This is a genomic window from Methylobacterium radiodurans, from assembly GCF_003173735.1.
Lineage (GTDB): Bacteria > Pseudomonadota > Alphaproteobacteria > Rhizobiales > Beijerinckiaceae > Methylobacterium > Methylobacterium radiodurans.
On the sequence record NZ_CP029551.1, the window covers coordinates 2,195,837 to 2,219,773 of the forward strand.

At 70.0% G+C, this 23,937-nt stretch carries 23 protein-coding genes; 16 read left to right on the top strand and 7 right to left on the bottom strand.

Annotated elements, in window-relative coordinates; all coding sequences use genetic code 11:
- Positions 1 to 27: 27 nt before the first annotated feature.
- The 13 genes from DK427_RS10100 (at position 28) to DK427_RS10160 (ending at position 12,053) form a co-directional block, all read left to right on the top strand.
- Positions 28 to 945, top strand: a complete 918-nt coding sequence (locus DK427_RS10100; RefSeq protein ID WP_066923832.1) for a branched-chain amino acid ABC transporter permease — start codon at positions 28 to 30, stop codon at positions 943 to 945.
- Positions 945 to 2,324 carry a high-affinity branched-chain amino acid ABC transporter permease LivM gene (gene livM / locus DK427_RS10105; RefSeq protein ID WP_109951144.1) on the top strand — a complete coding sequence of 460 codons (1,380 nt, stop codon included), beginning with the start codon at positions 945 to 947 and terminating at the stop codon, positions 2,322 to 2,324. Before DK427_RS10100 ends, livM begins: the two co-directional genes overlap by 1 nt.
- Positions 2,325 to 2,411: 87 nt before the next feature.
- Positions 2,412 to 3,230: an ABC transporter ATP-binding protein gene (locus tag DK427_RS10110; RefSeq protein ID WP_245930999.1), complete on the top strand. Its 819-nt coding sequence runs from the start codon at positions 2,412 to 2,414 to the stop codon at positions 3,228 to 3,230.
- Entirely contained in the window at positions 3,227 to 4,024 is a 798-nt protein-coding gene (locus DK427_RS10115; RefSeq protein ID WP_109951146.1) for an ABC transporter ATP-binding protein, read from the top strand. The genes DK427_RS10110 and DK427_RS10115 overlap by 4 nt, the downstream gene beginning before the upstream one ends.
- Complete coding sequence (locus DK427_RS10120) at positions 4,021 to 4,401, top strand: DUF6867 family protein (protein WP_342772545.1); 381 nt, start codon at positions 4,021 to 4,023, stop codon at positions 4,399 to 4,401. Before DK427_RS10115 ends, DK427_RS10120 begins: the two co-directional genes overlap by 4 nt.
- Positions 4,402 to 4,504: 103 nt before the next feature.
- Positions 4,505 to 5,626 carry a branched-chain amino acid ABC transporter substrate-binding protein gene (locus DK427_RS10125; RefSeq protein WP_109951147.1) on the top strand — a complete coding sequence of 374 codons (1,122 nt, stop codon included), beginning with the start codon at positions 4,505 to 4,507 and terminating at the stop codon, positions 5,624 to 5,626.
- Between the two features lie 421 nt (positions 5,627 to 6,047).
- A complete protein-coding gene (locus DK427_RS10130) occupies positions 6,048 to 6,971 on the top strand; it encodes an amino acid ABC transporter substrate-binding protein (protein ID WP_109951148.1) in 924 nt (307 codons plus the stop codon).
- 153 nt (positions 6,972 to 7,124) lie between these two features.
- Entirely contained in the window at positions 7,125 to 7,847 is a 723-nt protein-coding gene (locus DK427_RS10135; protein ID WP_109951149.1) for an amino acid ABC transporter permease, read from the top strand.
- Positions 7,847 to 8,539 carry an amino acid ABC transporter permease gene (locus DK427_RS10140; protein WP_109951150.1) on the top strand — a complete coding sequence of 231 codons (693 nt, stop codon included), beginning with the start codon at positions 7,847 to 7,849 and terminating at the stop codon, positions 8,537 to 8,539. The genes DK427_RS10135 and DK427_RS10140 overlap by 1 nt, the downstream gene beginning before the upstream one ends.
- Before the next feature lie 156 nt (positions 8,540 to 8,695).
- Positions 8,696 to 9,424: an amino acid ABC transporter ATP-binding protein gene (locus DK427_RS10145; RefSeq protein ID WP_204165331.1), complete on the top strand. Its 729-nt coding sequence runs from the start codon at positions 8,696 to 8,698 to the stop codon at positions 9,422 to 9,424.
- A gap of 166 nt (positions 9,425 to 9,590) precedes the next feature.
- On the top strand, positions 9,591 to 10,259 hold the full coding sequence (locus DK427_RS10150) for a DUF1007 family protein (RefSeq protein WP_109951152.1): 669 nt from the start codon (positions 9,591 to 9,593) through the stop codon (positions 10,257 to 10,259).
- The gene (locus DK427_RS10155; RefSeq protein ID WP_109951153.1) at positions 10,250 to 11,242 is read left to right on the top strand and encodes a nickel/cobalt transporter; all 993 of its coding nucleotides are present in this window, start codon (positions 10,250 to 10,252) and stop codon (positions 11,240 to 11,242) included. Before DK427_RS10150 ends, DK427_RS10155 begins: the two co-directional genes overlap by 10 nt.
- Before the next feature lie 82 nt (positions 11,243 to 11,324).
- Entirely contained in the window at positions 11,325 to 12,053 is a 729-nt protein-coding gene (locus tag DK427_RS10160) for a hypothetical protein (protein WP_109951154.1), read from the top strand.
- Positions 12,054 to 12,127: 74 nt separating this feature from the next.
- On the opposite strand, the gene DK427_RS10165 is transcribed toward DK427_RS10160, so the two are convergent.
- Complete coding sequence (locus tag DK427_RS10165; RefSeq protein ID WP_109951155.1) at positions 12,128 to 13,201, bottom strand: quinone-dependent dihydroorotate dehydrogenase; 1,074 nt, start codon at positions 13,199 to 13,201, stop codon at positions 12,128 to 12,130.
- Positions 13,198 to 13,545, bottom strand: a complete 348-nt coding sequence (locus DK427_RS10170) for a DUF952 domain-containing protein (RefSeq protein ID WP_109951156.1) — start codon at positions 13,543 to 13,545, stop codon at positions 13,198 to 13,200. The genes DK427_RS10165 and DK427_RS10170 overlap by 4 nt, the downstream gene beginning before the upstream one ends.
- 214 nt (positions 13,546 to 13,759) lie before the next feature.
- On the opposite strand from DK427_RS10170, the gene DK427_RS10175 reads away from it, so the two are divergent.
- The 3 genes from DK427_RS10175 to DK427_RS10185 all read left to right on the top strand — a co-directional run bounded on the left by DK427_RS10175 (position 13,760) and on the right by DK427_RS10185 (position 16,702).
- Complete coding sequence (locus DK427_RS10175) at positions 13,760 to 14,392, top strand: S24 family peptidase (protein WP_109951157.1); 633 nt, start codon at positions 13,760 to 13,762, stop codon at positions 14,390 to 14,392.
- A gap of 103 nt (positions 14,393 to 14,495) precedes the next feature.
- The gene (locus DK427_RS10180; RefSeq protein WP_425452594.1) at positions 14,496 to 15,593 is read left to right on the top strand and encodes an ATP-binding protein; all 1,098 of its coding nucleotides are present in this window, start codon (positions 14,496 to 14,498) and stop codon (positions 15,591 to 15,593) included.
- Between the two features lie 137 nt (positions 15,594 to 15,730).
- Complete coding sequence (locus DK427_RS10185) at positions 15,731 to 16,702, top strand: TIM44-like domain-containing protein (protein WP_109951158.1); 972 nt, start codon at positions 15,731 to 15,733, stop codon at positions 16,700 to 16,702.
- Between the two features lie 70 nt (positions 16,703 to 16,772).
- Here the strand turns inward: DK427_RS10185 and rsmA are convergent, their stop codons facing one another.
- The 5 genes from rsmA to lptF all read right to left on the bottom strand — a co-directional run bounded on the left by rsmA (position 16,773) and on the right by lptF (position 23,750).
- A complete protein-coding gene (gene rsmA, locus DK427_RS10190; RefSeq protein ID WP_109951159.1) occupies positions 16,773 to 17,627 on the bottom strand; it encodes a 16S rRNA (adenine(1518)-N(6)/adenine(1519)-N(6))-dimethyltransferase RsmA in 855 nt (284 codons plus the stop codon).
- Positions 17,624 to 18,727, bottom strand: a complete 1,104-nt coding sequence (gene pdxA, locus DK427_RS10195; RefSeq protein WP_109951160.1) for a 4-hydroxythreonine-4-phosphate dehydrogenase PdxA — start codon at positions 18,725 to 18,727, stop codon at positions 17,624 to 17,626. The genes rsmA and pdxA overlap by 4 nt, the downstream gene beginning before the upstream one ends.
- 94 nt (positions 18,728 to 18,821) lie before the next feature.
- Positions 18,822 to 21,413, bottom strand: coding sequence for an LPS-assembly protein LptD (locus DK427_RS10200; RefSeq protein ID WP_109951161.1), 2,592 nt, complete (start codon positions 21,411 to 21,413; stop codon positions 18,822 to 18,824).
- Positions 21,414 to 21,494: 81 nt separating this feature from the next.
- A complete protein-coding gene (lptG, locus tag DK427_RS10205) occupies positions 21,495 to 22,583 on the bottom strand; it encodes an LPS export ABC transporter permease LptG (protein WP_109951162.1) in 1,089 nt (362 codons plus the stop codon).
- A 6-nt stretch (positions 22,584 to 22,589) separates the two neighbouring features.
- Positions 22,590 to 23,750, bottom strand: a complete 1,161-nt coding sequence (lptF, locus tag DK427_RS10210) for an LPS export ABC transporter permease LptF (protein WP_109951163.1) — start codon at positions 23,748 to 23,750, stop codon at positions 22,590 to 22,592.
- Positions 23,751 to 23,937 lie beyond the last annotated feature (187 nt).

Genomic DNA, 23,937 nt, shown 5'->3' on the forward strand with positions numbered 1-23,937 from the left:
AAACGGTCACGGAGCGGCACGGGCGCGATGGAAGTCTTCCTGCAGCAGCTGATCAACGGGCTGACCCTCGGGTCGATCTACGGCCTGATCGCGATCGGCTACACGATGGTGTTCGGCATCATCGGCATGGTGAACTTCGCCCACGGCGACGTCTTCATGGTGTCCAGCTTCATCGCGCTGATCGTCTTCCTGATCCTCACCGCCTGGCTCGGGATCAGCTCGATCGCGCTGGCGCTCCTGATCGTACTGGTGGTGGCCATGATCCTCACCGGCCTCTGGGGCTGGGCGATCGAGCGGGTGGCCTACCGCCCCTTGCGCGGCTCGTTCCGGCTCGCGCCGCTGATCTCGGCCATCGGCGTCTCGATCTTCCTGTCGAACTTCGTGCAGGTGGCGCAGGGCGCGCGCAATAAATCGACGCCGCCGCTGCTCTCGGGCGGCATCACCCTGATGGAGTCGGAGAGCTACACCGTCTTTCTCTCCTACAAGCAGTGTCTGATCATGGCGGTGACCGCCGTGCTGCTCACCGGATTCTGGTACCTCGTCCAGCGCACGCCGTTCGGCCGGGCCCAGCGCGCATGCGAGCAGGACCGCAAGATGGCCGCGCTCCTGGGGATCGACGTCGACCGCACCATCTCGCTGACCTTCGTGCTGGGTGCGGCCCTCGCGGCGGTCGCGGGCGTGCTCTACCTCCTCTACTACGGCACGGTCTCGTTCTCGGACGGGTTCGTGCCGGGCGTGAAGGCCTTCACGGCGGCCGTTCTCGGCGGCATCGGCTCGCTGCCGGGCGCCGTGCTCGGCGGGCTCATCATCGGGCTGATCGAGGTGTTCTGGTCGGCCTATTTCTCCATCGAGTACAAGGACGTGGCGGCCTTCTCGATCCTCGCCATCGTGCTGATCTTCATGCCCTCCGGGATCCTCGGCCGCGCCGAGGTCGAGAAGGTCTGATGGCCCAGGCCCGCGCTCCCGGTCTGCCGGACATCCTCCGCGATGCCGGCCTCTACGCCCTGGTCGCCTTCGCGCTCTGCGTGCCGATCGTCAGCTACCGCACGGAGGCCGGCCCGGCCGGGCTGGAACTCCTGCCGCGCTGGCCCCTCGTCGGCCTGCTCTGCGCCGCGATCTTCGGGCTCCGGCTGCTCCAGCGCCTCGTGCTCGCCCGCCGGGACGCGCGCCGCGCCCTGACGCCGGCGCCCGCACAGGCGACGGAGGCCGTCCACGCCGAGCCCGCGGCCGGCCAGAAGGTCTCGGGCCTCGCCCTCTGGGCCTTCCTCGGCCTCGCCCTGACGCTGCCGGTGATCGCGACGCTGGCGAGCGGCGGCCTCGGACCGGCCCGCTACTGGATCGATCTCGGCATCCTGATCCTCACCTACGTGATGCTCGGCTGGGGGCTGAACATCGTCGTCGGCCTCGCTGGCCTGCTCGATCTCGGCTACGTCGCCTTCTACGCGGTCGGCGCCTACACCTACGCCCTCCTATCCACGACCTTCGGGCTGTCGTTCTGGGTCTGCCTGCCGCTGGCCGGCCTGTTCGCAGGCCTCTGGGGCATGGTGCTGGGCTTTCCCGTGCTGCGCCTGCGCGGCGACTACCTCGCCATCGTCACGCTCGCCTTCGGTGAGATCATCCGGCTCGTGCTGATCAACTGGACCGACGTGACCGGCGGTGCGGCGGGCATCTCCTCGATCCCCCGGGCGACCTTCTTCGGCATCCCGTTCACCGCCGACGAGGACGGGTTCGCGGCCCGCTTCGGCCTCGGCTTCGATACGATGCACCGGGTCGTGTTCCTCTACTACCTGATCCTGGCGCTCGCGTTGCTGACGAACTTCGTCACCCTGCGGCTGCGCCGGCTCCCGATTGGGCGCGCCTGGGAGGCGCTGCGCGAGGACGAGATCGCCTGCCGCTCGCTCGGCATCGACACCACCGCCACCAAGCTCACCGCCTTTGCGCTGGGCGCAGCCTTCGGGGGCTTTGCCGGCTCCTTCTTCGCCGTGCGCCAGGGCTTTATCAGCCCGGAGAGCTTCAACTTCCTGGAGAGCGCCATCATCCTGGCAATCGTGGTGCTCGGCGGCATGGGCAGCCAGATCGGCGTGGCGATCGCCGCGGTCGCGATGGTGGGCGGGCCGGAACTGCTGCGCAATCTCGGCTTCCTCAGCGCCGTCTTCGGCGAGGGCTTCGACCCGAACGAGTACCGCCTGCTGCTCTTCGGCCTCGCCATGGTGACCATGATGGTCTGGCGCCCCCGCGGCCTGATCTCGGAGCGGCAGCCCTCGGTCTCGTTGGGTCGTGCCCGCGGCATCTCCGGCGCGCATGTGAGCGAGGGGCACGGCTAGATGAGCGCGCTTCTCTCGTCCACGCCGAAGACCGCCACCCGGATCGAGGCGTCCGCCGACGCGGTGCTCTCGGTCGCCCACCTCACCATGCGATTCGGCGGGCTGACCGCGGTGAACGACCTCTCGTTCGAGGCGCGCACCGGCGAGATCACCGCCCTGATCGGCCCGAACGGGGCCGGCAAGACCACGGTGTTCAATTGTATCACCGGCTTCTACAAGCCGACCGAGGGCATGCTGCGGCTCGTCCAGCCGGACGGCACGGTGCATCTGCTGGAGCGGTTGCCGAACTTCGCGGTGAACCGCACGGCCCGTGTCGCCCGCACCTTCCAGAACATCCGCCTGTTCCCCGGCATGACCGTGCTGGAGAACCTGCTCGTCGCCCAGCACAACCCGCTGATGCGCGCCTCCGGCCTCACGATCGGGGGCCTGCTCGGCCTGCCCGGCTACCGGGCGGCCGAGCGCGCCGCGATCGAGAAGGCCAAGGGCTGGCTCGAACGGATCGACCTTCTGGGGCGGGCCGACGAGCCGGCGGGCGCGCTGCCCTACGGAGCGCAGCGGCGCCTCGAGATCGCCCGCGCGATGTGCACCGATCCGGTCCTGCTCTGCCTGGACGAGCCGGCGGCCGGCCTCAACCCGCGCGAGAGCCAGGAACTCAACGACCTCCTGCGCCTGATCCGCGACCGGCACAGCACATCGGTGCTACTGATCGAGCACGACATGTCGGTGGTCATGCAGATCTCCGACCACGTCGTGGTGCTCGATTACGGCGTGAAGATCGCCGACGGCACGCCCGACGCGGTGCGGGCCGACCCGCGCGTGATCGCCGCCTATCTGGGCGTCGAGGACGAGGAGGTCGAGGCGGTCGAGGCCGAGGTGGGTATCGCGCATCCGGAGGCCGGCCGATGAGCGTCGCCGGCATCAACGTCCTGGTCGAGGAGACCCGGGCCATCCAGGCGCGGGCCGGTGAGCCTCTGCTCGCGGTCGAGAACGTCTCGACCTATTACGGCAGCGTCGCGGCCCTCCGAGGTGTCGACCTGACGGTCGGACGGGGCGAGATCGTCACGCTGATCGGTGCCAACGGGGCCGGCAAGTCCACCCTGATGATGACGATCTTCGGAGCACCCCGGGCGCGCTCCGGGACGATCCGCTATGACGGTGAGGACATCACGCAGCTGCCGACGCACCGGATCGCCCGGCTCGGCCTCGCCCAGTCCCCGGAGGGCCGGCGCGTCTTCCCGCGCATGAGTGTGTTCGAAAATCTCCAGATGGGTGCGAGCCTGCATGCGGGCCGCTACTTCGCGGAAGACCTGGAGCGCGTCTGCGCCCTGTTCCCCCGCCTGAAGGAGCGCCTGCAGCAGCGGGCCGGCACCATGTCGGGGGGCGAGCAGCAGATGCTGGCGATCGGCCGTGCCCTGATGAGCCGGCCGAAGCTCCTTCTCCTCGACGAGCCCTCGCTCGGCCTCGCGCCGCTGGTGGTGAAGGGCATCTTCGACGCGATCCGCGACCTCAACCGGCAGGACGGGATGACGATCTTCCTCGTCGAGCAGAACGCCTACCACGCCCTCAAGCTCGCGCACCGGGGCTACGTGCTGGTCAACGGCCGCGTCACCATGAGCGGTACGGGACGCCAGCTTCTCGACGACCCGGCCGTGAAGGCCGCCTACCTGGAGGGCGGCCACGGCGCTGCGGCGACGGCGTGAGCGCGCTTCAGGGCATCCTCTTCGAGGAGGAGTCGGTCTGGCTCTTCGGGCTCGTCACCGTGGTGATGGGCGGCTGGGCCGGCTGGATGGCGGCCCGCGCGGTCGCCAAGGCGTGGCGGCCGTTCCCCTACGCGGCGCTCGCACTCCTCCTCGTCGCGGCTGCCGTGCGCTTCATCCACTTCGCCCTGTTCGGCGGGACTTTGCTGTCGGCGCAGTACTACCTCGTCGATGCGGCGGTGGTGATGCTGATCGGCGCGGCAGGCTACCGCTACACCCGCACCCGCCAGATGACGACGCAGTACCGCTGGCTCTACGAGCGGACCTCGCCGCTCACCTGGCGCGAGCGCCCTTCCGGGGCGGCCTCGGAGCGGTCATGATCGCGCGGGCGGGCGGGGCTCAGCGCTCCAGCCAAGCCCGACGCATGGGACACGCCGCGCCGACGAGAGCGCGGTCGCGTGTGACGTGAGGGAGAAGACCGGGATGAGAGCAACACTTCTGGCGGGCCTCGCGCTGGGCCTCCTGACTGCCGGCTCGGCGCAGGCGCAGCTCAAGATCGCCGTCGGCGCACCGATCACCGGCAACAGCGCCGCCTTCGGTGCGCAGCTGAAGAACGGCACCGCCCAGGCGGTCGAGGACATCAACAAGGCCGGCGGCATCAAGGGGCAGAAGCTCGAGCTCGCGGTCGGCGACGACGCCTCCGACCCGAAGCAGGGTGTGTCGGTCGCCAACAAGTTCGCCTCGGACGGGGTGAAGTTCGTGGTCGGCCACTTCAACTCGGGCGTCTCGATCCCGGCCTCCGACGTCTACGCCGATGCCGGCATCGTCGAGGTCACGCCGGCCTCCACCAACGTGAAGTTCACCGAGCGCGGCCTCTGGAACACCTTCCGCACCTGCGGGCGCGACGACCAGCAGGGCGCGGTCGCGGGCGAGTACCTAACCAAGAACTTCAAGGGCAAGAAGGTCGCGATCATCCACGACAAGACCCCCTACGGGAAGGGGCTCGCCGACGAGACCCTGAAGGCCTTCAAGGCCAAAGGCGGCAAGGAGACCGTCTACGAGGGCATCAACCCGGGCGAGAAGGATTACTCGGCGCTCGTCTCGAAGTTGAAGCAGAACGGCATCGATGTGGTCTATTTCGGCGGCTACTACACCGAGGCCGGCCTGATCATCCGCCAGATGCGCGACCAGGGCCTGAAGGCGCCGCTGATGGGCGGCGACGGCATGGTCGACAAGGAACTCGTGGCCATCGCGGGCCCGGGCGCCGAGGGCACGCTCACCACCTTCCCGCCGGATGCGCGCAAGAACCCGAGCGCGAAGGACGTCGTCGCGGGCTTCAAGGCCAAGGGCATCGATCCGGAAGCCTACACCCTCTACGCTTACGCCGCCGTGCAGATCTACAAGCAGGCCGTCGAGGGCGCGGGCAGCGCCGACGCCAAGAAGGTTGCGGCCTTCATGCGCGAGGGCAAGCCGTTCCAGACGGTGTTGGGCCCGATCAGCTTCGACAAGAAGGGCGATATCACGAAACCCGACTACGTGATGTACACCTGGAAGAAGAACGACAAGGGCGTGGTCGATTACGCGGGCAACGAGGTCACGCAGTAAGCCGCCGCCCCGGCCGACAGGCGCGCCGCCCCGCGACCCCTGGGGCGGCGTTCTCGCGTAGTATGCGGTCCGAGCCCCTACAATGGCCCGGGAACGTCGCTTGCGCAGCGCGAGATGCCCGATGCGCCCGCCCAAGGAATGTGCAAGATGCACAGGGCACGGGCGAAAAGTCCGGTCCGGCCGCGGCCAGCGGACGATCAGGGTGGAAGTCTTGGGCAGATCCGACGCCAGCCGTAGCGGCCGTACTCTCGTCGGGCCTCCGAAAAGGCCAAGCTTTCCCGTGTGCCACCGCCGCGCCGGGCTCCCCGGCGTGTTTTCCCTTTCACAAATCGGCACCATCATTGCGAAGGCGCGTCGGCAGGCCGAGCGCGCCCGCGTTGTGGGCCGACGCCCGCCCGGCATGATCAGGAGTTTCGTTTCAATGCAGGTTCGTTTCGACCGTCGCGGACTGGCGCTCGGCCTCGCCCTCGGCGCCTCACTGCTCGCCGCCCCGGCCGTCGCCGAGGAGCTGACCGGAACCCTCAAGAAGGTGAAGGACACCGGGGCCATCACGATCGGCTACCGGGATTCCTCCGTGCCGTTCTCCTATCTCGGCGCCGACCAGAAGCCCGTCGGCTACGCGATGGACATCTGCTACAAGATTGCCGACGCGGTGAAGGCGCACCTCAAGCTCGACAAGATGGAGGTCAAGCTCAATCCCGTGACCTCCGCGACGCGCATCCCGCTGATCGCGAACGGCACGATCGACCTTGAGTGCGGCTCGACCACCAACAACGCCGACCGCCAGAAGCAGGCGACCTTCACCAACTCGCACTTCCTCACGGCGACCCGCTACGTCGCCAAGAAGGACGCCAACCTCAAGACGATCGAGGACCTGAAGGGCAAGACTGTGGTCTCGACCTCGGGCACCACGAACATCCGGCAGATCAACGAGGCCAACACCGAGCGCAAGCTCGGTCTGACCATCCTGCCGGCCAAGGATCACGCCGAGGCGTTCCTGATGGTCGAGACCGGCCGCGCCGTCGCCTTCGTGATGGACGACGTGCTCCTCGCCTCGCTCGCCGCCTCCTCGAAGACGCCCGACGCCTACGTGATCTCGACCGAGGCGCTCTCGAAGCCCGAGCCCTACGGCATCATGCTGCGCAAGGACGACGCGCCCTTCAAGGCAGTCGCCGACGCCGCCACCAAGGCGCTCTACACCAGCCCCGAGGGCAAGGCACTGTACGACAAGTGGTTCACCAAGCCGATCCCGCCGCGCGACATCAACCTGAAGCTCCCGATGACCGAGGCGATGGAGAAGCAGTTCAAGACCCCGAGCGACAGCCCGGATCCGGCCGCCTACTGAGGCGACCCGCCTGAAACACCTCGCGCGGGCCTCTCCCGCGCGAGGTTCCTGTGCAGAACGCGGGTCGGGTCGGAGTTTTCGCGGGCGAATGCACGCGAGACCTGCTCGACTGAACCTCGATTTCCCGGCCGATGCGGCGAAGCCTGTAGCGCGATGAATTACAACTGGAACTGGGGCATCTTCCTTGAGCCCTCGCCCGAAGGCGCCGGCACCTACGCCGACATGCTGCTCTCGGGGCTCCTCTGGACGATCGCAACCGCGCTCTGCTCCTGGGTGATCGCGTTCTGCCTGGGCTCCATCATCGGCGTCCTGCGCACCCTGCCGAACAAGGCGGCCAACGCGGTCGGCACGGCCTATGTCGAGCTCTTCCGGAATATCCCGCTGCTCGTGCAGATGTTCCTCTGGTACTTCGTGCTGCCGGAGGTGCTGCCGCAATCCTGGGGCAATTGGCTGAAGCAGCTACCGAACGCGCCCTTCTACACCGGCGTGGTCTGCCTCGGCTTCTTCACCGCCTCGCGCGTGGCCGAGCAGGTGCGGGCCGGCATCCAGGCGCTTCCGCGGGGCCAGCGCATGGCTGGCACCGCGATGGGCTTCACCGTGGCGCAGACCTACCGCTACGTACTCCTGCCGAACGCCTACCGCATCATCCTGCCGCCGCTGACCTCCGAGTTCCTGAACAACCTCAAGAACACCTCGGTCGCGCTCACCATCGGTCTCCTGGAACTCACCGCCCGGGCACGCTCGATGCAGGAATTCTCCTTCCAGGTGTTCGAGGCCTTCACGGCCGCCACCCTCCTCTACGTCCTCATCAACATCGTGGTGATCACGGCGGCCTCGTTCATCGAGCGCTCCGTGGCCGTGCCGGGACAGCGCTGATGCTCTCGAATTTCGACTTCAGCGTCATCACCTCGTCGCTGCCCTACCTGTTCGGGCAGGGCATGGTCTTCACAGTCTCGCTGACCGCGATGGCGGCCGGCATGGGCATCGTGCTCGGCACCCTGATCGCGATGGCGCGGCTCTCCGGTGTCCCGGGGCTGAAGCACGTCGCCAAGGTCTATGTCGAGCTGATGCGCTCGCTGCCGCTCGTGCTGGTGATCTTCTGGTTCTACTTCCTGGTGCCGTATATCGGCGCCTACGTGACCGGCTCCTCGACGCCGATCCAGGTCGGCGCCTTCCCGTCGGCGCTGATCACCTTCACGCTGTTCGAGGCGGCCTACTTCTCCGAGATCATGCGAGCGGGCATCCAGTCGATCCCGAAGGGCCAGACGGCCGCGGCCTCCGCGCTTGGGATGAACTACTGGCAGTCGATGCAGAATGTCGTGCTGCCGCAGGCCTTCCGCAACATGCTGCCGCTGCTGCTCACCCAGACGATCGTGCTCTTCCAAGACACCTCGCTCGTCTACGTGCTCTCGCTGACCGACTTCCTCGGCGCGGCCTCGAAGGTCGCCCAACGCGACGGGCGCCTCGTCGAGATGTATATCTTCGCGGCCGTGGTCTACTTCGCGGTCTGCTTCTTCGCCTCGTTCCTGGTGCGCCGGCTCCAGGCCCGTGTCGCCATCATCCGCTGACCGTCAGCGCCGCCTTCCCGGGGATCGCCCATGACCTCCACGCCGATGCCGGCCCCGACCGCCGGAACCCCCGCCGCCCCCGCCGGCCAGGCCCCCGCCGATGCGGGCCTGCAGCAGGGCAACCTGACCGCGCCCGCCGCCCGCACGGGCGAGACGATGATCGCGATCGACAACGTCAGCAAATGGTACGGTGACTTTCAGGTGCTGACGAACTGCACCACCAGCGTCGCCAAGGGCGAGGTGGTCGTGGTTTGCGGTCCCTCGGGCTCGGGCAAGTCCACCCTGATCAAGACCGTGAACGCGCTCGAGCCGTTCCAGAAGGGTCAGATCACGGTGGCGGGCACCAAGGTGATGGACAAGTCCACCAACCTGCCCAAGCTGCGCTCGCGCGTCGGCATGGTGTTCCAGCACTTCGAGCTGTTCCCGCACCTCTCGATCACCGACAACCTGACGATCGCCCAGCGAAAGGTGCTGGGCCGCGGGGCGGAGGACGCGAAGAAGCGCGGCCTCGACCTTCTCGCCCGTGTCGGCCTCTCGGCCCACGCCCACAAGTTCCCGGGCCAGCTCTCGGGCGGCCAGCAGCAGCGCGTTGCCATCGCCCGGGCGCTCGCCATGAACCCGGTGGTGATGCTGTTCGACGAGCCGACCTCGGCCCTTGATCCCGAGATGGTCGGCGAAGTGCTCGACGTGATGGTGGAGCTCGCGCGTGAGGGCATGACCATGATGGTCGTGACCCACGAGATGGGCTTCGCCCGCAAGGTGGCCGACCGGGTGATCTTCATGGATCGCGGCGAGATCGTCGAGGACGCCAACAAGGACGACTTCTTCGGTAAGCCCCGCTCCGAGCGCGCCCAGACCTTCCTGTCGAAGATCCTCCAGCACTGAAGGGGCACCCCGTCACGGTGTCGAGAGGCCCGAGGCCTCTCGCGGGTCCAGGGGGAACCCCTGGGAAGGCCTCGCCACGTGGGGATCGCCACGCCTCGCTTTCGCCCCAGAGAGCGCGCATCGGCGTTAACCGATCCTTCACCAGAGCCCGCGAGCGTCCGACCCGATGCCGAATGCCGCGCCCGCCCTCCGATTGCCCGCGCTCGTCGCGCTGTTCGCCCTTGCGGGAAGCCAGGCCGTGGCCCACCCGCATGTCTGGGTGACCGCCAGGGCCGAGATCGACTACGCCTCCGGACAGGTCACTGGCATCCGCCACAGCTGGAGCTTCGATCCGGCCTACTCGGCCTTCGTGACCCAGGGGCTCGACAAGAACGGCGACGGCAAGCTGAGCCCGGACGAACTGGCCGACCTCGCGGCCGAGAACACCAAGGGGCTGGCCGAGTTCGGCTACTTCACCAAGCTCAAGGTCGGCGGCAAGGAGCAGGCCTTCGCGGACCCGGCAGACCCCCGCATGGCGATGGAGGGCGATGCCCTCACCATGAGCTTCCTGCTGCCCTTGAAAGCCCCGGTCACCCAGGGTCGCGGCGTGGTCGCGCTGGAAGTCTACGACCCGACCTACTTCGTCTCCTTCGGCCTCGCGGAAGGCGCTGACGCCGCCAAGCTCGCGGGCGCGCCGGCCGGCTGCGCCGCGACGATCACCCGGCCCAAGGCGCCCGAGGCCAAGACCGTGGATGCGGCCAAGCCCGGCATGACCGAAGCCTTCTTCGAGGCGCTGACGGCGGCCTCGAACTATGGCCTGCAATACGCCCAGCGGGTCCTCGTCGCGTGTCCGTAGGCGTCGCCCTCTCTGGGGCGCCGCTCCGGGGCCGCCTCGCCCTGCGGCTGGCGCTCGTCGCGGGCGCCGTCCTGATTGCGGGCCTCGTCGTCGCCGCGTTGTCCTGGCTCGTCGCCCCCACCATGGTCGCGCCGCCGCCGCGTTCGCCCTTCGGCATCGGCTTCCGTGAGGCCGCTCCGGCCGCTACCGGGCTCGGCGGCTGGCTGCTCGCCGTGCAGTCGAGCTTCTCCCGCAGCCTCCAGGCCGCGCTCTCGGCCGTTAAGGCCGGGGGCGGCTGGGGGCCGCTCATTGGCATCGGCTTCGCCTACGGGGTCTTCCACGCGGCGGGCCCCGGACACGGCAAGGCGGTCATCGCCGGCTACATCGTAGCGGGCGAGCGGGCGCTGCGGCGCGGCTGCGCGCTGAGCTTCGCGGCGGCCCTGCTCCAGGCGGGCGTCGCGATCGGGATCGTCGGCGTCGGCAGCCTGATCCTTGGCGCCACCGCGGCCGGCATGTCGCAGGCCGGCACCCTGATCGAGACGGCGAGCTTCGCGATGGTCGCCCTCGTCGGGCTGGCCCTGACGTGGCGCAAGGCCGGGCGGCTCGCCGGCTCCGGCGCCCTCGGCTGCGGGCCGGACTGCGCCCACGGTGTCGTGCCGCCCCGCGACGGCGAGAGCTGGCGCACGCGGGCCGGCGTGGTGCTGGCCGCAGGCTCGCGCCCCTGCGCGGGCGCGGTGCTGCTTCTCGTCTTTGCCCTGTCGCAGGGGATGCTCGGGGCCGGCATGCTCGCGGTACTCGCCATGGCGCTCGGCACCGCCCTCACCACGAGCGCGCTCGCGAGCCTCGCGGTCTTTGCCAAGGGCGCGGCGCTTCGCCTCGCGGGCGGGCGCGGGCAGGCCGGCTCGATCACTGTCGCCGGCCTCGAACTCCTGGCCGCCGCCTTCGTGCTGGTGCTCGGCCTCGCGATGCTGACAGGTCTCGCCCTCGGTGCCGGCGGCGCCTGAGCCGGCCCTCGCCAAACCCGTTCCAACATGGCACGTTTCGCTCCTCTCCTGCCGCGGCGGGACCCGAAGCGCCGAGGCGAGCATGGCCGGTTTCGATCTGCGCGGCTTCGATCCGATCCTGAACTGGCGGCTGCTCGCCGGCTCGCACCCGTTCCCGGGTCCGGACGGGGGCACCTGCATCAACGAGGCGGCGATCGTCGCCGCAGGCCTGCCCTACCGGGCGATCCGCTCCAGCGCGGACTGCCCGCCCTGCTTCTCGCAGCCGCTGGCCGCCTACGCGCTCGGCCTCAACGACGCGATGCCCGATGCCGAGCGCCCGCGCCTGATGGCCTTCGTGCTGCGTCTCTCCGGCTCGGCTGACCAGCCGGAGATCGAGGCGGCTCGGACCGACCATCTCGCTGAGGCGAGCGTCCGGCGCATCCTGGCGCCCCTCTGCGCGCTGGCCGGCCTCGACGATCTCGCGGCGCGCTGCGCCGAGGCCCGGGATCTCGCGGCGGCGCGCGCCGCCGCTCGGGCGGCGGAGTGGGGCGGCGGCGCGCGGGCGCAGAGCGCTGCCGAATCGCGCCGCTGGGTCGAGGGCGCGCGGGCGGCCGCGGTGGCCCGGACCGCGATGGCCGCTGGGCGGGCGGGCACGGACGCGCGCTGCGCTGCCGAGGTGGCCGAAGGTGCGGCCGTCTTCCTGCCGGCGATCTGGGCAGAGGCCTGCGCGATCCTTGATGAAGGGCTCGCCATCGGCCGCCGGGCGCCGGACATCGATCTCGCGCTCGCCGGCGCGCGGATGGAGGCGGCGCGCGGGCTGGTCGGCGCTTGACGGCCTAGCCCGTCGGTCACCGGGGCCGACCGCCAAACCCCTTCGGCTCCCGTGGAGGGAGCCGGGGAGGGGGGTCAGTCCCTCGCCAAGCTTGCGGCATCCCGGCCCACGGCCGAGGCGAGGCTCGGGAGCCCGGCGCGGCCGAGTTGTTCGAGGAGGCCCCGCTTGATCGTGCCGACGAGGCCCGGCCCCTGATAGACCAGCGCCGAGTAGAGCTGCACGAGGCTCGCGCCAGCCAGGATCTTCGTCCAGGCGGCCTCTGCCGAATCGACGCCGCCCACGCCCACGAGCGGCACCTTGGTCCCGACCCGCAGGTAGGTCTCGGCCAGCAGCTTCGTTGCCGGACCGAAGAGGGGGCGCCCTGAGAGGCCGCCGGTTTCGCGGGCCAGGGCCGTCTCCGTCAGGCTCTGCGGGCGGGCCACCGTGGTGTTCGAGACGACGAGCCCCTGCACGCCGCGGCGCAAGGCGGTGGCACAGATCGCGTCGAGGGCGTCGAGGGTGATGTCGGGGGCGATCTTCAGGAGCACCGCCGCGCGCCCCCCCGTCCCGTCCCGCGCCTCCACCACGCGGGCGAGCAACTCGTCCAGGAAGGCCTCGCCCTGGAGGTCGCGCAGGCCCGGCGTGTTCGGCGAGGAGACGTTGACGGTGACGAAGGCGACGTGCGGAGCGAGCCGCGCCGTGCAGGCGACGTAGTCGGCCAGCCGGTCCACCGCCTCCTTGTTGGCGCCGATGTTGACGCCGACGAGGCCCGCCCGCCCGACCCGCGCCGCGAGGCGGCCCGCCACCACGTCGAGCCCCTCGCTGTTGAGGCCGAACCGGTTGATCACGGCCCCGTCCGCCTTCAGCCGGAACACCCGCGGGCGCGGGTTGCCGGGCTGTGGGCGCGGCACCACCCCGCCGACCTCGACGAAGCCGAAGCCGAGGCCGAGCAGCGCGTCCGGCACCGTGGCGCCCTTGTCGAAGCCGGCGGCTAGGCCGACCGGATTGGGGAAGCGTCGACCCAGGATCTCCACCGCGAGGCGCGGGTCGTCGGCAGGCGGGCGGCGCACCGGAAGCGCTGCCAGAGCCCTCAATGTCAGGTTGTGTGCTTGCTCGGCATCCAGGCCGTGGAGCACCGGGCGGACCAGGGGGAACAGGACTTCGATCATGCCCCGATCTCCACCGGGAAAACGTGGCGTCCGTCGGCTCCGAGCGGCAATTCGGCGACCGAGCGCACCGCGGAGAGCGGCAGGTCGGCGTAGAGGTGGGGGAAGAGGTCGCCGCCGCGCGAGGGCTCGAATCGCAGGGCGTCGCCCAGCGCCTCTGCCTCGACGGCGACGAGGAGGAGGTCGCGCTGCCCGACGAAGTGGCGCGCTGCCGTCTCAGGCACTTGGGCGCCTGTGGAGAAGTGGATGAAGCCGTCCGCCGCGTCCACGGGAGCCCCGCTGAACCGGCCCGACGCTTCGGCCTCGCGCCAGAGCTCGCGGGGGCAGATCTTGTAGATGAGGGGCATGCGCGCGTCCGATCGTTGCGTGCCGTCGATACGGCGCGGCACCGCTTTCTGACAACCATTCCGGCGCGCTGCGGTTGGTCCCGCAGGCGGCGCGCATCCCCCTCAAAAAGGGTCCGCGCCTACAATGAGTGATTGCGTTCCGCGCCTCGTAGTTCTACTTTCCTACAACTAGGCCGTGCGTTACTGCGGCCCGTTGAGGCACAGAGCCCGACAGATGTTGTCCCACGAGCAGATCTGGACCGCCATCGACCGCTTGGCGGAACGCCACGGGTACTCCCCCTCGGGCCTCGCCCGCCGCTCCGGCCTGGACGCGACGAGTTTCAACCGCTCGAAGCGGATCGGCGCTGACGGGCGCAAGCGCTGGCCCTCGACCGAGTCGGTCTCGAAGGTGCTGGCGGCGACGGGCGCGAGCCTCGACGAATTCCTGCGCCTGATCGAGGCGCGCGAGGGGCCGGTGCGCTCCACGGTTCCCCTCATCGGCATGACGCAGGCGGGCGTCGGCCGCCTCTTCACCGAGGAGGGCATGCCCACCGGCGGTGCCGGCTGGGAGGAGATCGACTTCCCCGATCTCGGCGAGGAGCGGGCCTTCGCGCTCGAGGTGCAGGGCGATTCGATGATGCCGCTGTTCCGCGACGGCGACGTGCTGATCGTCTCGCCCTCGGCCAGCGTACGCAAGGGCGACCGCGTGGTCGTCCGCACCCACACGGGCGAGGTCCTGGCCAAGGAACTGCGCCGCCGCACCGCTCGCACGGTCGAGCTCGTCTCGCTCAATCCCGACCACGGTGATCGCGTCCTCAACGTCGGGGAGATCGCCTGGATCGCCCGGGTGATGTGGATCCGGCAATAGGCCCGGTCGCGCGAGGCTTGGCCATCGATCCGGGTGCGGTTAACGCTGAGCGAGACGCGGGCTCGGCCCGCCCCGGCCGGATGACGACATGCCAGGTCATGACATGGCGGAGCCCGTAGCAGCGGGCGGCGACCGGATGCCGGACGGGATCCGACCGGCCGCCGCGGCCCTGCTCGACGCAGCCGCCGTGCCCACTTTCCTGCTCGACGGGACAGGCGGACAGGCGCGCATCGTCTACGCCAACACCGCCTTCCTGGTGCTCACCGGCTATCCGGCCGAGGCTATCGTCGGCGGCGATCTCCGCCCGCTCCTCGGCGAGCGGGCCGCCGCTTCGGAGGGCGAGGCGCAGGAGTTCCTCGGCGCGCGCCTCGACGGTTCGACCTTCTGGGGTTGCCTGACGCTCACGCCCGTGGCCGGGAGCACCCTGCGGTTCGGACAGGTCGTCGACGTGACGCGGCGCCGGGACGTCGAGGGCGCGCTCGCGCTCTCGCGCCAGCGGGAGGCCCTGGGCCTCCTGACGAACAGCGTCGCGCACGAGTTCAACAACTTCCTGCAGATCCTGATCGGCTACATCGACGGTCTGAAGCGCCGGCTCGGCGACCGGCCGGAGCCCTTCGTCCAGCGGGCCATGAGCCGCTCGACGGACGCGACCGAGCGGGCCGCCGTGCTGACCCGCCAGCTCCTCGCCTTCTCGCGCCGGATCGCCCCAGATGTCCGCGCCATCGATCTCGACGCCGTGGTGGCGGACGCCGCCACCGCGATCCGGGCGACGCTGCCCGATCGGATCCGGCTCGATGTGGCGACGACGCCGGACCTGCCCTGGGCGGTCGCCAACCCGACTCAGGTCGAACTCGCGCTTCGCCATCTCGTCGCCAACGCCTGCGAGGCGATGCCCGACGGCGGTACGATCGCGCTCGCGACCTTCCGTATCGCGCCGGGCGAGCGCTCGATGCAGCATCCGAGCGAGGGGGCGGTCGGCCTGACCGTCTCCGACACGGGGTCCGGCATGTCGCCCGAGATGCTGGCCCGCGCGCTCGCCCCCTTCGCGACCAGCCACGAGGCCGGGCGCGGGGCGGGACTCGCCATCGTGCACGGCCTGATGAAGCGACAGAACGGCACGATCAGCCTCGACAGCCGTCCGGGCGAGGGCACCCAGGTGCGGTTGGTCTTTCCGGCCGCGGCCCGGCGCGACGCCGCCTGACCGGCCGATCACGGGGCGGACCGTGAAAGCGCGGCCGGGCACGGACTAAAATATCCGCTCAGCCGTCTCCATATCATCGGGGCGTTCCAAGACGCACCGATCCGTCTTCGCGTTCGGTTCTCCTGCAGAGGCTCTCGATGCTCACCTCCACCAAGCGCCGTAAGCGCACGGCGACCTTCCTGGCGCTGGCCGCGGCGCTGACCGTTGCAGCTCCCATCGCCGAGGCCCGTCCCGGCGGCGGCGGCAGCGTCGGCTCGCGGGGGTCCCGCACCTTCAACGCGCCCTCCGCGACGCAGACCGCGCCCGGCACCGCGGCCCCGATGCAGCGCACGCAGGCTCAGCCCGGCATGACCAATCCGGGCATGCAGCCGCAGCAGGGTCGGCGCTTCGGCGGCGGCTTCATGGCGGGCCTCCTCGGCGCGGGCCTGATCGGCGCGCTCCTCGGCGCCGGCTTCTCGGGCGGCCTCGGCGGCATCGCCTCCTTCCTGGGTCTGATGCTGCAGATCGGCCTCGTCGTGCTGCTCGTCTCCTTCGCGGTGCGCTGGTTCCGCCGCCGCAACGAGCAGCAGCAGCCCGCCGGTGCCGGCGCGCCCTACGCACGTCAGGCGCTGAACGAGGGGCCGAACCAGAACCCGATGGGGGCCGGCGGCCCGTCCTCCGGGCCGATGGGCGGCATGCTCGGCGGCCAGCCGCGTCCCGTCCAGCAGCGCCCGGTCCAGATCGGTCCGAACGACTTCCAGTCCTTCGAGCGCCTGCTCGGCGAGATCCAGGACGCCTACTCGCACGAGGACAAGGTCGGCCTGCGCAACCTCGCGACGCCGGAGATGGCCGGCTACTTCGAGGAAGAGCTCCAGGCGAACGCCGCGCGCGGCGTGGTCAACCGGGTCAGCGAGGTCAAGCTCCTCCAGGGCGACCTGTCGGAGGCCTGGGGCGAGGGCTCGGACGAGTACGCCACCGTGGCGATGCGCTACGCGCTGAAGGACGTCACCCTCGACCGCCGCTCGAATCAGGTCGTCGAGACCGGCGCCCCGCAGGCGATCGAGCTGTGGACCTTCGTCCGCCGCCCGGGTCGCCCGTGGATCCTGTCGGCGATCCAGCAGACCGCCTGATCGCGATCGCGGTTGGGAAGATGATCGAGGCCGGCACCGCGGAGGCGGTGCCGGCCTTCTACTTTGCGCCTCAGCGCCCGCGGGAGCGGTCCCAGGCATTGGCCAGCGCGACGAAGCCTGCGACCGGCACCTCCTCGGCCCGGGCGGTCTCGGGGATGCCGGCCTCCGCGAGCAGCGGCGCCGGATCGCTGCCGAGCGCCTTCAGGCTCTGGCGCAGCATCTTCCGGCGCTGGCCGAAGGCCGCGCGCGTGACTGCTTCAAGCGCGCCGACCCGGCAGGGCAGGGGATCGGTGCGGGGAAGCAGCTGCACGATGCTCGACGTCACCTTCGGGGGCGGCACGAAGGCGGAGGGGCTCACGTCGAACAGGATGTGGGCCTGCGTGCGCCAGCCGCAGAGCACACCGAGCCGGCCGTAATTCGCCCGGTCGCCCTCGTCGGCCACGATCCGCTCAGCCACCTCCCGCTGGAACATCAGGGTCAGCGAGTCCCACCAGGGCGGCCACGCCTCGGTGTCGAGCCAGCCGGTCAGGAGCGGCGTGCCGACATTGTAGGGGAGGTTCGCGACGATCCGGGTCGGACCTGCACCGATCAGCGGGCGCGGGTCGAATGCGAGGGCGTCCGCGTCCACCACCTCGAGCCGGCCGGGATAATGCGCGGCAATCTCGGCGAGCGCGGGCAATGCCCTGGGATCACGTTCGATCGCGACGACCCGTTCCGCCCCCTCGGCGAGCAGGGCGCGGGTCAGACCGCCCGGGCCGGGGCCGACCTCTACGACCGTGACGCCCGCCAGCGGGCCTGCCGCCCGGGCGATGCGGCCGGTGAGGTTGAGGTCGTAGAGGAAGTTCTGGCCGAGGGCCTTCTTCGGCTCGAGGCCGTGCCGCGCGACGACGTCGCGCAGCGGCGGCAGCCCATCCGGTGCGCTCACAGCTCGTCGTCGGGGTCGAAGTGGCGCATGTCGGTCCGGCGTCCGGCATAGAGGCTGAGCGGGATCACCTCGGCGCTCTCGGGGCGCCCGATCCCGGCATTGCGGGCGAGCCTGTCGGCGAGGCGGAGCGCGGCGATCAGGCTGTCGGGCCGGGCGAGGCCCTGGCCGGCGATGTCGAAGGCGGTGCCGTGGTCCGGCGAGGTGCGGATAAAGGGCAGACCCAGCGTCACGTTCACCCCGTCGTCGAAGGCGATGGTCTTGATCGGGATCAGGGCCTGATCGTGGGTGGGGGCGAGCGCCACGTCGTAGGTCTCCCGCGCCCGGGCGTGGAACAGGGTGTCGGCCGGTAGCGGCCCCCTGATGTCGATGCCCTCCGACCGCAGTCGCGCCACGGCCGGGGTGAGCACGTCGCGGTCCTCGGCCCCGATCGTGCCGGCCTCGCCCGCGTGCGGGTTGAGCCCGGCCAGAACGAGGCGTGGGTTCGCCAGACCGAAGCGGACCCGCAGGTCCCGCACGACGATGCGGGCGGTCTCCTCGACGAGGTCCTGCGTAAGCAGGGCCGACACGTCGCGCACCGGCACGTGGATCGTCACCGGCACCACCGAGAGCGTCTCGCTCCAGATCATCATCACGGGCTTCGGCGGTTCCAGCCCGGGCGGGACCGCCAGCGCCGCGAGGAACTCGGTATGGCCGGGATGCGCGAAGCCGGCCCGCGTGAGCACGAACTTGGCGATCGGGTTCGTCACGACGGCGCTGGCGCGGCCGGCCTTCACGAAGCCGACCGCGGTGGTGATCGACTCGATCACCGCGCCCGCGTGGATTGAATCCGGCCGGCCCGGCAGCGCCGCGATGGTGGCGCCGCTCGGGAGCGCCACCACGGGGAGGGCCCGCGGGAACACCTCGGCGGCCGTCTCCGGATCAATCTCCGCGACCGGGACCGGCAGGCCCAGCCGGTCGGCGGCGCGCTCCACGAAGGCCGGATCCGCGACGAGGAAGAAGGGCGGCAGCGGGTTCGCGCCACCGCGGGCGAGCCAGGCCGCGAGGGCGAGCTCGGGGCCGATCCCGGCCGGGTCTCCGAGGGTGAGGGCGAGAGGGGGCATGGACGGGCCTGACGATGCGCGGGCGTGCGCGGCCTGCGACGCGGCGCTCTTGCGGGCGATCTAAGGGAATCCGGCCCGCGCGCAAGTCGCGGGCTCAGCGCACGGAGGCGATGCCGTCGTTGGTCGTGACGGTGCCGACGTTCTGGCGCAGGTCAGCCTCGCCGAGCGTCTTCAACTCGACGCGCAGCAGCACGGTCTGGTTGCGCTCGCGCGTGCCGAGCGCGGTGGCGATCGGCGAGACGATGTAATTGAGCGAGACGGTGGTGCACTCGTCCTGATAGCCGCCGCCGAGGCTCAGGCCCGAGAGGTAGAACCGACCCGGGTTCTGGTAGACCGGCAGGGTGCCGGTCGGATTGGCGAAGTAGCTCGCCAGCGCGGTCGCGTAGAGGTCGCGGGTGTCGAGGTAGTGGGTCAGGTCCACCAGCGCGGAGCCGGTGAGGAACCAGTTCGGCGTGATGTTGTAGGTCGCGCTCGCGGTCACGCCCTCGCGGCGATGACTGAAGCCGAGCAGCGGCTGTGCCTCGTAGTAGGAGTAGAAGGTCGAGAGCGTCAGCGGCAGGAAGGGCGCGAAGCGCGCGGTCACGCCCGCCTCGAAGCGGTTGACCTTGAAGTCGGCCTGGTCGAAGCGCGCCCGGCTGATGAACGAGATGTTCTGGTTCGGAGAGACCTGGAACCGTCCGACGAAGTCGGAGCGGCGGGTCTCCAGGCCCGATTCGAGGCCGACATTCGCCAGATCCCCGCGGCGGAACGAGTTCACGCCCGCAACCTGGATCGACTCGCCGAACATCACGTTCGTGTACCAGCCCGAGGCCGTCACCACCGAGTACTGGCCGCCGAGATTGGCCCGCACGCCGCCCTCGGCGCGGTCGTAGCCCGAGAACTTGTCCCACTCGAACAGCGAGGTGTCGTCGAAGACGAGGCTCTGCGCGTCCTCGTTCGGCAGGCGGCCGATCCGGGTCTCGGAGGGTCGCGCGATGATCTGGGCGATCGGCTCGATCGTGTGGACGCCGAGCGGCCCGAAATCGCTGACGAAGGGGTAGCGGTAGTCGAGGCCGACCGCCGGGATCACGCGGCCGTTGAAGCCCTCGCCGACGTTGGCGATCGTCGGCACCAGGGCGTTCTGGTAGCCCGACAGGCTCGGATTGGTGAAGAACGCGTCCGCCCTGAGATACGTGAACGGCGTGAAGACCTGGCCCGCATCGTCGATGAAGCTGCGCCGCCAGGAGGCCATGGCGGAGGCGCGCGTGTTCGTGCCGGCAAGGCCCCGGATCAGGCATGAGGCCTGGTTGAAGGTCGAGCAGGTCTCGTAGAGCGGGTAGCTGATCCCGTTGACGCTCGGGCTGAACAGGTAGGCCGAGGTCCGCGGCAGGCCCTGGAAGTCGGTCGCCTCGCGGGTCAGGCTGGTGATGTTCGCCTCGAAGCGCACCTCGCCGCCGATCTCGCCCGGACCGTTGATCCGCTTGTCGTAGTCGATCACCGGCGCGACGATCGGCTGCTCCTTCTGCCAGTCGAAGCTCGACAGGCCCTTGAAGTAGTAGCCCCGCGCCTCGAACCACGAGCGGTCGCCCTGGCCGATCAGGTAGGCGGTCGAGACGGCCTCGCGGAAGTAGTCGGTCGTGATGTTCTGGTTGCGGATCCGGTAGTTGTCGAGGAACCACTTGTCGGTGACGCCGACGAGATCCCAGCCGGTGCGCCAGCGGTCGTTGATGTAGAAGCGGCCCCGGCTCTCGATCGAGCCGCGGAAGTCGCGGTCGCCCGCGCCCAGCGGCCCCGGCAGGAAGGCCGAGGGCGTCGTCTGGAAGATGCCGGAGAGCCTGAGGTTGAGGCTGCCGTTGTCGAAGCGCTGCCGGTACTCGGCCTGTCCGAGCACGCCCTGGCGGCTCAGGAAGGCGGGCGAGACCGTGAGGTCGTAGTCCGGCGCGAGGTTGAAGAAGTACGGCACTGAGGCGCCGGTGCCGACCGCCGTCGAGGTGATGAAGCGCGGCGTCAGGAAGCCGCTCTTGCGCTTCACCGTCGGATCCGGCGCCTCGAAATAGGGCAGGTAGGCGACCGGGATGCCGGCGATCTCGAGCGTCGATTCCTCGAAATAGACCGTGTGGGTCTCGTTGTTGTGAACGATCTTGGCGGCGCGCACCTGCCAGAGCGGCGGCACCTCCGGGTTGTCCTTGCACGGCTCGCAGGCCGTGTAGGTGCCGTAGTCGAAGCGGGTCTGTTCGCCCTCGATGCGCTCGGCGCGCGGCGCCGAGAAGCGCGTGCGCACGGTCTCGCCGCGGCGCTGCACCGATTGCTGGATGCGCAAGCTATCGATGAAGCCGGTCTTGAAGTCGTCCGTCAGCTCCATCCGTTCGCCGGTGACGACGGCGCCGTCCTGGTCGGTCAGGCGGACATTGCCCTCGGCGAAGACGCGGGACGAGCCGCGGTCGTAGCGCACGCGGTCGGCCTGGAGGGTGCGCGGGCCGTAGTGCAGCTCGGCGTTGCCCTTCGCCGTCACCGTGTTCTTGTCGTTGTCGTAGATCAGCTCGTCGGCCTCGACGAGCAGCTTGTCGCCCGGCTTCCCCTCGGCCTTCTTGGCGAGCGGGTTCGCGGCGGATCCCGATTGGGCGAGCGCCGGGGTCGCCGCGAGGGCAGAGCCCGTCAGCAGCGCCAGCAATCCGGCGATCCGCGCGATGTCGGAGACCTTACGCAACGCCTGTCCCAACTCCGGTGACGTCCGTCGTCACGAACCCAACCAAAACCGCCTCCCGAGGCCCGCTCGGGCGAGCGGGGTTCAGCCGTCTTCCTGGTACAGAAGCGTGAGCGTACCGAGAAGGCTTCCTACCACGGCCGGCAGCCACGCCGCCACTGGCGCGGCTACGATACCCGCAGCTCCGAGACCCTCCATGACCTGCCGGGCGACGTAGAGCGCGAAGCCCGCCGCGACTCCCCCGAGGACGAGCTTCCCGACCCCACCAAAGCGGAAAAACCGTAAGGAAACGGTTGCGGCGACGAGCACCATGGCCACGAACAGGACCGGGCGCGCCCAGAGGACGTCGTACTGAAGGCGATAGCGCGTAGCGTCGAGGCCAGCCCGTTCGGTGCGGGCGATCGTGTCCGGAAGTTGCCAGAAAGGCACAGATTCCGGGGGTGTGAAGCGCTGCCGGACCTGCCCGGGATCGAGGGTCGAGGCGATCAGGTAGGTGCCGAAGCTCTCCGGCGGCGACTCGGATGTGAGACGGCGCACATCGGTGAGTTCCCACCACCCGTCGTGGAGCGCGGCGCGGGCCGCGACGATCTGGGAGACGAAGCCGCCGTCGTCGTCGAAGGTGAAGACCTGCACGCCCGCCAGCGTCGTGGTGCCCTCGATGGCCGTCTCGGCCCGGATGATGGCCGAGCCGTCGACGCTCTTCTGGCGCATGTAGAGCGCCTTGCCGGAGCCGGCCTTGGTCGACTTGGCGAAGATCTTCGCCTCGATCTCGGTCGAGCGCTGCTTCAGGGCGGCAGAGACCGGGTTGTAGATTCCGATCGCGAGGCTGCCGATCGCGAGGGCCACGAAGACGCCCGGCTGCAGGAACTGCCAGGCGGAGATGCCGGCCGCGCGCGCCACCACCAGCTCCAGCTTGCGCGAGAGCTGGAGCAGGGCGGCCATCGATCCGAACAGCACCGCGAAGGGCAGCACGCCCTCGGCGACGGCGGGGGTGCGGTAGAGCGAGAGCTGCGCCATCAGCCCGGCCGAGGCGCCCTCCGCGTCGCCCGCGCGGCGCAGAAGCTCCACGAAGTCGAGCGTGTAGACGAGGGCGAAGACGGTGAGGAACACGCCCAGCACCGTGCGGGCGAAGCGCTTGGCGAAGTAGAGCCCGAGTGTCCGGCCGATCAGCACGCTGGTCTAGCCCCGCGCGAGGCGGGGGACGCGCGGAGCGAGTCCCCGAACGAGCGCGGCGAGCCGCGCGTTGAAGGCCCGGACCTTCGGTCCGTGGAAGATCACCAGGGCCGATAGCCCGATCGCGGCCAGCGGCACCGCATAGACGGCCGCGACCGCGGCCTGACTGCGGGCGGCCGCGCTGACGGCGGCGAAGCCGGCGATCCTGAGGAGCACCACCGCCAGCACCGCTCCGGCCACCGCCACGCCACGCCCCGAGCGGGTGGTGCGCGGGTCGCCCAGCGCCGCGAAGGCGATGAAGGCGAGCGCGAGGGGATAGAGCCAGGAGGAGAGCCGGTCGTGAAGCTCGGCCCGGAAGCGGCCCTTCTGGATCTTGAAGTAGACCTCGTCACGGTCGGGGAAGAGGAGCTGCGTGGTCGAGCGCTCGCGCGGCTTGTAGACCACCTCGGAATCGGGCGGCGCGAAGGCGGCGAGGTCGATCGTGTAGCGCTCGAAGGTCAGGATCGAGGAATCGCGGCTGTCCTTCTGCTGCTGGTGCACGCTGCCCTTCTCGAGCGCGAGGTAGCTCTGGCCGTCGACCTCGACCGCGTTGCCACGCTCGGCGAGGTAGACCTTGTTCTTGCCGGCCTCGCGCGCGTCCTGGATGAACAGACCAAGCAGGGTGCCGTTCTGCCCGCGCTCGCGGAAGTGGAAGGTCAACCCGTTGTCGAGGCTGGTGAACTGCCCCTCCTTGACGACGTTCGCGATGAAGTCGCCGCGCACCCGCGTGATCACGTCGCGCAGCTCCTGGAAGCTCGCTGGCATGACCACGATCGTCAGGAAGCCGACCAGGAAGCTCACCAACAGCGCGAGCGTGAGGAAGGGGCGCAGGATCGCCCGCGGCTTCATGCCCGCCGCCGACATCACGATCAGCTCGGAATCACCGTTGAGCCGGTTCAAGGCGTAGATCACCGCGATGAACAGCGCCATCGGGGCGATCACCACCACCAGCGTCGGCAGCGACAGCCCGGTTACGAACAGGAAGATCAGGAGCGTCTGCCCCTTCGCTGTGATCAGGTCCAGCTCGCGCAGCGCCTGCGTCACCCAGATCGTGCCGGTGAGCCCGATCAGGCAGGCGAGGCAGGCGCCGAGCGCGATGCGGAAGATGTAGCGCTCGATCTGGGTCATCGCGTCCGCTCGCCCCTAGACCTTCCTTTGCCGGCTCGCGCCACCGGCATGGCGCGCGAAGTGAGGCGGTTTCAAGAGCATCTGCGCCGCGTTGCGTTCTCCGCCTCAGCGGCTACACAGGGCGGACAACGCAGGGACGCTCCCGCGCGGGGCCGGCCCCGTGCCAGGAACAGCAGCCAAGCTCGGA